The sequence below is a fragment of the Streptomyces sp. CRN 30 genome, assembly GCF_034105845.1.
This window is the reverse complement of record NZ_JAVRHI010000346.1, coordinates 1-6,271: the sequence shown is the minus strand read 5'-3', so window position 1 is coordinate 6,271 and position 6,271 is coordinate 1. Positions and strand designations below refer to the sequence as shown.

5 protein-coding genes and 1 pseudogene are annotated in these 6,271 nt (G+C 73.4%); all 6 read right to left on the bottom strand.

Going from position 1 to position 6,271, the window contains the following annotated elements:
- Positions 1-403: cysteine/serine endopeptidase inhibitor (locus UW392_RS37130; protein WP_320779631.1), on the bottom strand; the 403-nt coding region annotated here is incomplete at its 3' end.
- 247 nt (positions 404-650) lie between these two features.
- Positions 651-3,911 (bottom strand): WXG100 family type VII secretion target, encoded by a 3,261-nt coding sequence (locus tag UW392_RS37125; protein ID WP_320779630.1) that lies wholly within the window; start codon positions 3,909-3,911, stop codon positions 651-653.
- 123 nt (positions 3,912-4,034) lie between these two features.
- Entirely contained in the window at positions 4,035-4,604 is a 570-nt protein-coding gene (locus tag UW392_RS37120; protein WP_320779629.1) for a hypothetical protein, read from the bottom strand.
- A gap of 2 nt (positions 4,605-4,606) precedes the next feature.
- Positions 4,607-4,897: a hypothetical protein gene (locus UW392_RS37115; protein ID WP_320779628.1), complete on the bottom strand. Its 291-nt coding sequence runs from the start codon at positions 4,895-4,897 to the stop codon at positions 4,607-4,609.
- 10 nt (positions 4,898-4,907) lie between these two features.
- Positions 4,908-5,249: a WXG100 family type VII secretion target gene (locus tag UW392_RS37110; RefSeq protein ID WP_320779627.1), complete on the bottom strand. Its 342-nt coding sequence runs from the start codon at positions 5,247-5,249 to the stop codon at positions 4,908-4,910.
- 155 nt (positions 5,250-5,404) lie between these two features.
- Positions 5,405-6,271, bottom strand: a pseudogene (locus UW392_RS37105) (hypothetical protein); the annotation flags it as partial.

Genomic DNA, 6,271 nt, shown 5'->3' with positions numbered 1-6,271 from the left:
AGGTGATGCCCTTGACCAGGCCCTTCTCCAGCGGGGCGAGCTGTTCGAAGGCGGTCTGGCTCAGGTCGAGGTGGCCCGAGTCGCAGGACGGGCACATGTCCTTGACCGGCACGGTGATCGTCTTGCCCTCGTACGACACCTGCACCGAGACACCGTCACAGAGCCGGTCCTGGTTGGGGTCGGCCGACGTCCACCACTCGTGGGAGACGGCGACCAGGTCCTCGGTGGCCGCGTCGACCTGGGTGCCGCAGGCGCCGTAGCCCTTGTCGTTGTAGTACGTCATCTGGCCGGCGATCGTCTCGGTGCTGATCGGATCGTCGGCCAGCGCGAGTGACACGGATCCCAGGGTGACGGACACCACGGCGACGGCGCCGCCCGCGATGAACCGGTTCCGGATGGACAACGCGTTCTCCTAGTCGGTCCCGCCGTGAGGGGCGAGGGACGGGGGACGGGGGCTGGATCGCTTTCGGTTCCTGGTTCCGGACCGGAACCCGGTGGGCGGTCTCCGGCCCCGTCCGCTGGGCCGGGGAGGCGAGGAGGGACGGGAACGGGCCGGACGCCGCGCAGGGCCGATCATGGGAGAAGCGGGGGGTGTGTGGCGGGGTTCGCCGGGCCGTCTGCCCGGTCAGCCACGGACTCCGCCTCTTCGGTCAGCCGAGGGAGTCGGGCAGCACGGTTCTGCGCGCGCCCCAGGTCGAGGCGTCCTGGCGCAGCAGATGTACGGCGCTCTGCTCCTCGTCCTGCTCCGGGTCGTCGTCGTTGTCGGGCGGGCCGGGGTCCTCCTCGGGGGGAGCGCCGCCGTCGCCGGAGCGGACGGGGGCGTCACCGGGGAAGGCGGCGGCCGAGGTGGCCGGGGCGGCGGTCGGGGCGGGGCGCTGGGACCGGCGCCAGGTGGTCAGTTCCGGTCCGTCGTCGCCGGTGTCCGGGGCGGCCGGGGACGGGGCGACGGTCTGCTCGGCGAGCCGTGCGGTGTCGCCCTCCGCCGCGTTCCAGAGGGCCGGGTCGGCGACGGCGTAGCGGGAGGTGCCGCCGCGTTCCTCGCCGGCTCCCCCGGCGGTGGCCGCGCGGCCCGCGAGCGCCGTGAGCAAGGGGGTGAACCCGGCGGCGGCCACGTCCCACGCGGAAACGTCGTCCGCGTCGTCCCCGCCGTCGCCCTCCGCCGCGACCACGGGGACGCGGTCGTCGTCGGGCACGGGGGCGGGCGCCGCGTGAACCGGTGCCGGTGTGACGCCGACGGGGGCGGCGGGGACACCGGCCACCGCGCTCGTCGCCGCTGCCGTGGGTGGCGGTGTGACGGAGGTGGTCGGCGCGGGGTGGTGCCTGTCGCGGCCGGTGGCCGGGGGTGGGGGTGCGGCGGTCGGGGTGGCGGCGAGGACGGGAACGGTCGGCCACATGGCGTGGGCCGCCCCCGTCGCCCCCGCCCCCTCGGGCGTGTGCACCGCCTCGGTCGTGGTCGATGCGTCGGTCCCTGGCTCCGCAGGGGTGTCAGTGGCGCCGGTGGTGTTGTTGGTTCCAGTGGTACCAGAGGTGTCTGGAGTGGCCGTGGTGGCTGTGATGGCCGAAGTGCCGGTAGTGGTTGTGGTGCCGGTAGTGGTTGTGGTGGCCGTGGTACCGGTAGTGGCCATGGTGTCTGTGGAGGCCGTGGTGCCGTGGAGGTGGGCTCCTCCCGCCGGTACCCCGGCCGTCGGGGCCTCGGCGGTCGCCTCCGAGGGGTCGGGGACCCAGGAGAGGGCGGAGGCGTCCAGCAGGCCGGAGCTGTCCGGCCGTTCGCCGCCCTCACCCCGTCCTGCCCCCGCACCGGCGGCCGCCGGTCCCATGCCCGGCATCAGCGGCATCATCGGCACACCGGCCGCCGAGGCCGCCCCTTCGGCAGCGGTGCCCGCCCCCGCACCAGCTTCCGTCAGCTCCGCGCCCCCGGCCAGGGCGCCCGCCGTGGGTGTCTCCTCCGACACCGTGCCGGTGCCCTCGCCGGCCCACGGCACGACACCCTCACCACTCAACAAACCGGCCGCGTCCGGGCGTTCCGCACCCGTACCGCCCGCGTTGGCACCCGTCGCGCCCGTGCCCGGCATCATCGGCATCATGGGCACACCGGCCGACGCCAGTGACGAACCCGGTACCGAGCTGAGCCCCGCCCCCGCGTCCGTCAGACCGATGCCACCGGTCGACGCACCCGCCACCGGCGACACGTCCTCCGACGACACACCACCCACGCCCGAACCCGTCCACGGCACGACACCCTCACCACCCAACAGACCGGCCGCGTCCGGGCGCTCCGCACCCGAACCGCCCGCGTTGGCACCCGTCGCGCCCATGCCCGGCATCATCGGCATGCCGGACGCCGTGACGCCTTCGCCCACCCCGGGGGTGGAGACGAGGCTGGAGGCGGGGAGGGCGGACGGGGACACGTCCGTGCTCGTGCCGGTGACGGGGAGGCCCGTCGCCGACGTGTCCGGCAGGCCCGTCGTCGTGGTGCCGGGGAGGTCGGGAATCGCGGAACCACCGGTCCACGTGTCCGGCAGTGCGCTCAGTGACTGACCGGTGCCGCTCGTCCCGGTGGCCCCGGTGCCCCCCGTGGAGGAGTACGGGACGGTACCGAGCGAACCCAGGGGCAGTGCGGTGGGTGTGGCGGCGCCCGTGGCTCCGGTCGTCGTCGGGTTGAGGACGCTGTCCAGCCCCGGGTCGAGGGTGCCCGTGTACGGGGACACGGTGGAACCCGTCGTCCCCGTGCCCCCCGTACCGCTGCCGCCCGTGGTTAGGTCGGGTGCGGTCACACCGCCGGTGTAGGGGGACGCCGTGCCGCCGCCCGGGTCAAGGGTCGACAGGGCGGGGGTAGCGATTCCGCTCCCGGTTCCCGTGCCGCCGGTCGTGCCCAGTTCCGGGGCCGACGTACCACCGGTGTACGGCGAGGCCACGCCGCCCGTGCCGCCGGTGCCGTCGCCGGTGCCCAGGGTGGACAGTTCGGGTGTGCTGATGCCGCTGCCGCCGCCGGTGCCGCCGGTCGTGGCGAGGTTCGGGGTGGACACACCGCCGGTGTACGGCGAGGCCGTGCCACCGGTGCCGCCGCCGGTGCCGCCCTCGGTGTCCAGGGTCGACAGGTCCGGGTTGCCCGCGCCGCCGCTGCCGCCGCCACCGCCGGTCGACAGGTCGGGGTTCTGGGCACCCGTGGGGAGTTTCGTGGTGTCCTTGCTGCCACCGCTGCCGCTGCCGCTGCCGTTGCCGTTGCCGGACTCGTTGAGCGGTGAGTTGACGGGGTTCGGCTGGACCCGGCCGAGGACCTGACTGACCTGCGCGTAGTTGGTCGCGAGCGTCTTGAGCTGGGCCCGCATGTCGTTGGTCATCATCTCGACGATGTCGGGCCGCTGGCTGACCGGGATGAGGCCGTTCGCCATCGGCACCACACCCACCTTGATGGCCTGGTTGGCGTACCAGTTGTCGATGGCGTGGATGTTGGCCTGGGCGACGGTCAGCGCGTTGGCGCTCCAGACCAGGTTCTGGCCCACCGAACTGCCGGTGGCGCCACCGGTGAGGGCGTCCGCGTTGGAGGCCACCTGCCGGGAGAACGTCGTCATGGTGTCGGCGAAGGTGTCGGCCGCGGCGCCCTGCCACGGTGCGCCGTCTCCCCCGGCCAGCGCCTTGGCCTGCGCGTCGAGGCTCTTGGCGACCATCGCGAGGACCTGCTGCACGTACTGGAAGTCGTTGGCCGCGGTCACCAGGGTCTGCGGATCGGCCACTCCGGACGCCCGGGTCTCGCCGCCGGCACCCGGCGTCAGATTGGACCCGCCGGTGATGGCGGCCATGATCTGCTTCCAGTCCCAACTGTCGTAGTCGGCCGTGGAACCCTGGACGGTGGGGTCGGCGTAGATGCCGCTGTCGTCCTGGTGGAATCCACCCTGGTTGTAATCGGGCATGGTCCTGCGCTCTCCTGGTGTCCCCGGACGGTGTCCCCTGGCGCCCGCGCGGCCGCCGGCGGAACCGGGCTCCCCGGTCCCGCCGGCGGCGGTGCGTTGCCCGGCGGTCGGCCGGTGTCCGGACTACTTCGTGGTGCCCGTGGGGTCCTTCGTGCTGCCGTTCGGGTCGCTGACCCTGGCGCCGCTGTCGTCCGCCAGCCGCTGGAAGTCCGCGGAGGCCTCGGCGAGCATCTCCTCCAGGTCACTCGTCTTCATCGCGTTGAGTTCCTCGGTGGAGGTGTACTTCTTGCTCATCAGCTGGGCGCCGCGGCTGATGTCCGCGAGCCCTTCGGCGAGGTCGGCCAGCGTCTTGTAGTAACGCTCCTGCAGGCCGGCGCCGCCGTTGGGGCCCGAGGTCTGGGACCGCAGCTGGTAGGCGTCGTAGAAGGCTCCCGGCTGTACGACGGTGGCCCCGCCGGCCCGCATCCGGTCCCGGGCCGCGATCACCGTCGGCACCAGGGCCTCGATGTTCTTGGCGAAGAGGTCGAGGGAGGCGGTGTTCACCACTTCCTTGCCCGACCCGCCGCCCGAGCCCTTGGGCACCTGCGGCGGGTCGGGCACCTGGCCCCCGTCGGGCGCGCCGACGACGGACGGGGGCTGTGTGGTGGTGGGGTCCCAGACCTGCGGCGTCGCTGAGGGATCGGCCTCGGGCATGACTACTTGGCCCAGAGTCCGGCGACGGCCAGGGAGGTGCTCTGGTACTCCTGGCGGCAGTTGTCCGCGGCCACCTGCACCGCCTTCGCCTGCTCCTTCATGGCGTTGGCCGCCGTGACCCACTCGGTCTTGCGCGCCTCCCACAACTCCTTCGCCTGGTTGTTCCACTCGGCCAGGGCGTCGGCGTTACCGGAGCTGTAGTGTTCGTTCAGCGTGTCGATCTCGGTCTGGAGCACCTGGAGCTGCTCGATGACCTCGTTGAACGCGCCGTAGTTGACGGTGTAAGTCGGCATGCTTGTCTCCTCAGAATCCGGTGAGCCCGATCGGTTCGGCCATGGTCGCGGCGACCTGCTTCGTGGCGTCGCTCGTCGCCTCGTGCGTCCCGGTGTACTGGTTGAGGCTGATGCCCATGGCCTGGAGCATGTCCTCCAGGACATCGGACACGATGCGGTAGTTGCTCATCCAGGCGTCGAGCGCGGCCTGGAAGTTGTTGCCCGCCTCTCCCGTCCAGCCGGCCTTGGCCTGTTCCGCCAGAGACTCCATCCTGACGCGCGACGAGGCGACGTGTTCGGCGGTCTGCAGGTGGATGTCGGAGGATCTGGCCATCCCCTCCAGAGTTACTGACTCGAATTCGGAAGCAGCCATACCTCTCTCCGTTCACTGGGGTTGCCGGAACGACGAAAGCCTCGCCCCGTGTCCGTCATACTTCCCGCCCCACCGGCGGGCCGACAGCGCGAGCGGTGCGTAGTGCCCGCTGTGACACGGCCCTTGCCCGCGTGACGCCGCGCCCGTGCGGCGGGTCAGGCGACGGCCGCAACGTCGGTGCGGTCCGCAGGTGCGCCGTCGGCGCGGTCCGCAGGTGCGCCGTCGGCACGGTCCGCGGGTACGTCGTCTGCGTCGTCCAGGGCCGCCGGCAGGTCTTCGGGGGCGATCGTGCCGGTGACCGCCGCGTCGGCCAGCCGGTCCGCCGCCCAGTGCGCGTCGAACGCCCCCCGGCGGGCCGGCACGGAGGCGAAGCGGTCGGCGAGCGCCTCCAGCGTGCCGTCCGCCAGGCCGAAGCCGGACACGGCGAGCCGCCGGACCGTGAGCCGGGCCAGTTCCCCGGGTGTGTAGGGCGCGAAGTCGAGACGCTGGGCGAAGAGTTCCGCCAGCCGGCTCCCCCCGGGGCCGGTCAGCAGGCCGGTGAGCGGGTCCGGGTCGGCGGAGAGGACCAGCGCCGTGTCCGGCCGCCGGGACACCTCGTCCGCGAGCGCCGCGACGACGGCCGCGCGTTCCGCCTCGGGGCGCCGGAGGAAGTACGGGTCCAGCTCGGTCAGCAGCAGGCCGCCCACCGCCTCCTCGAAGAGGTACGCGGTGTACGCCTCGGCCTGTCCCGGCCAGCGCGCCGGAACGCCCGACAGCGGCATCCGGTGGACGGTACCGGCCGGGAGCACGCCCAGCTCGGCGAGGGACTTGGCGTAGAGCACGGCTACGGCGTCCCGGCCGCTGCCCTCGGGACCGGCGAAGACCAGGTTGGCCGCCCCGGGCGGCAGCGGACCGCCGCGCCGGGCGGCCGCCAGCGCGAGGAGCCGGGCCCGCAGGGTCCCCCGTACCTCGTCGAGGCCGGTCAGGGCGGTGATACGGGCGAGGGCGGCGCTCGCCGGGCCGGTCCCCGCCGGACCGTGAGC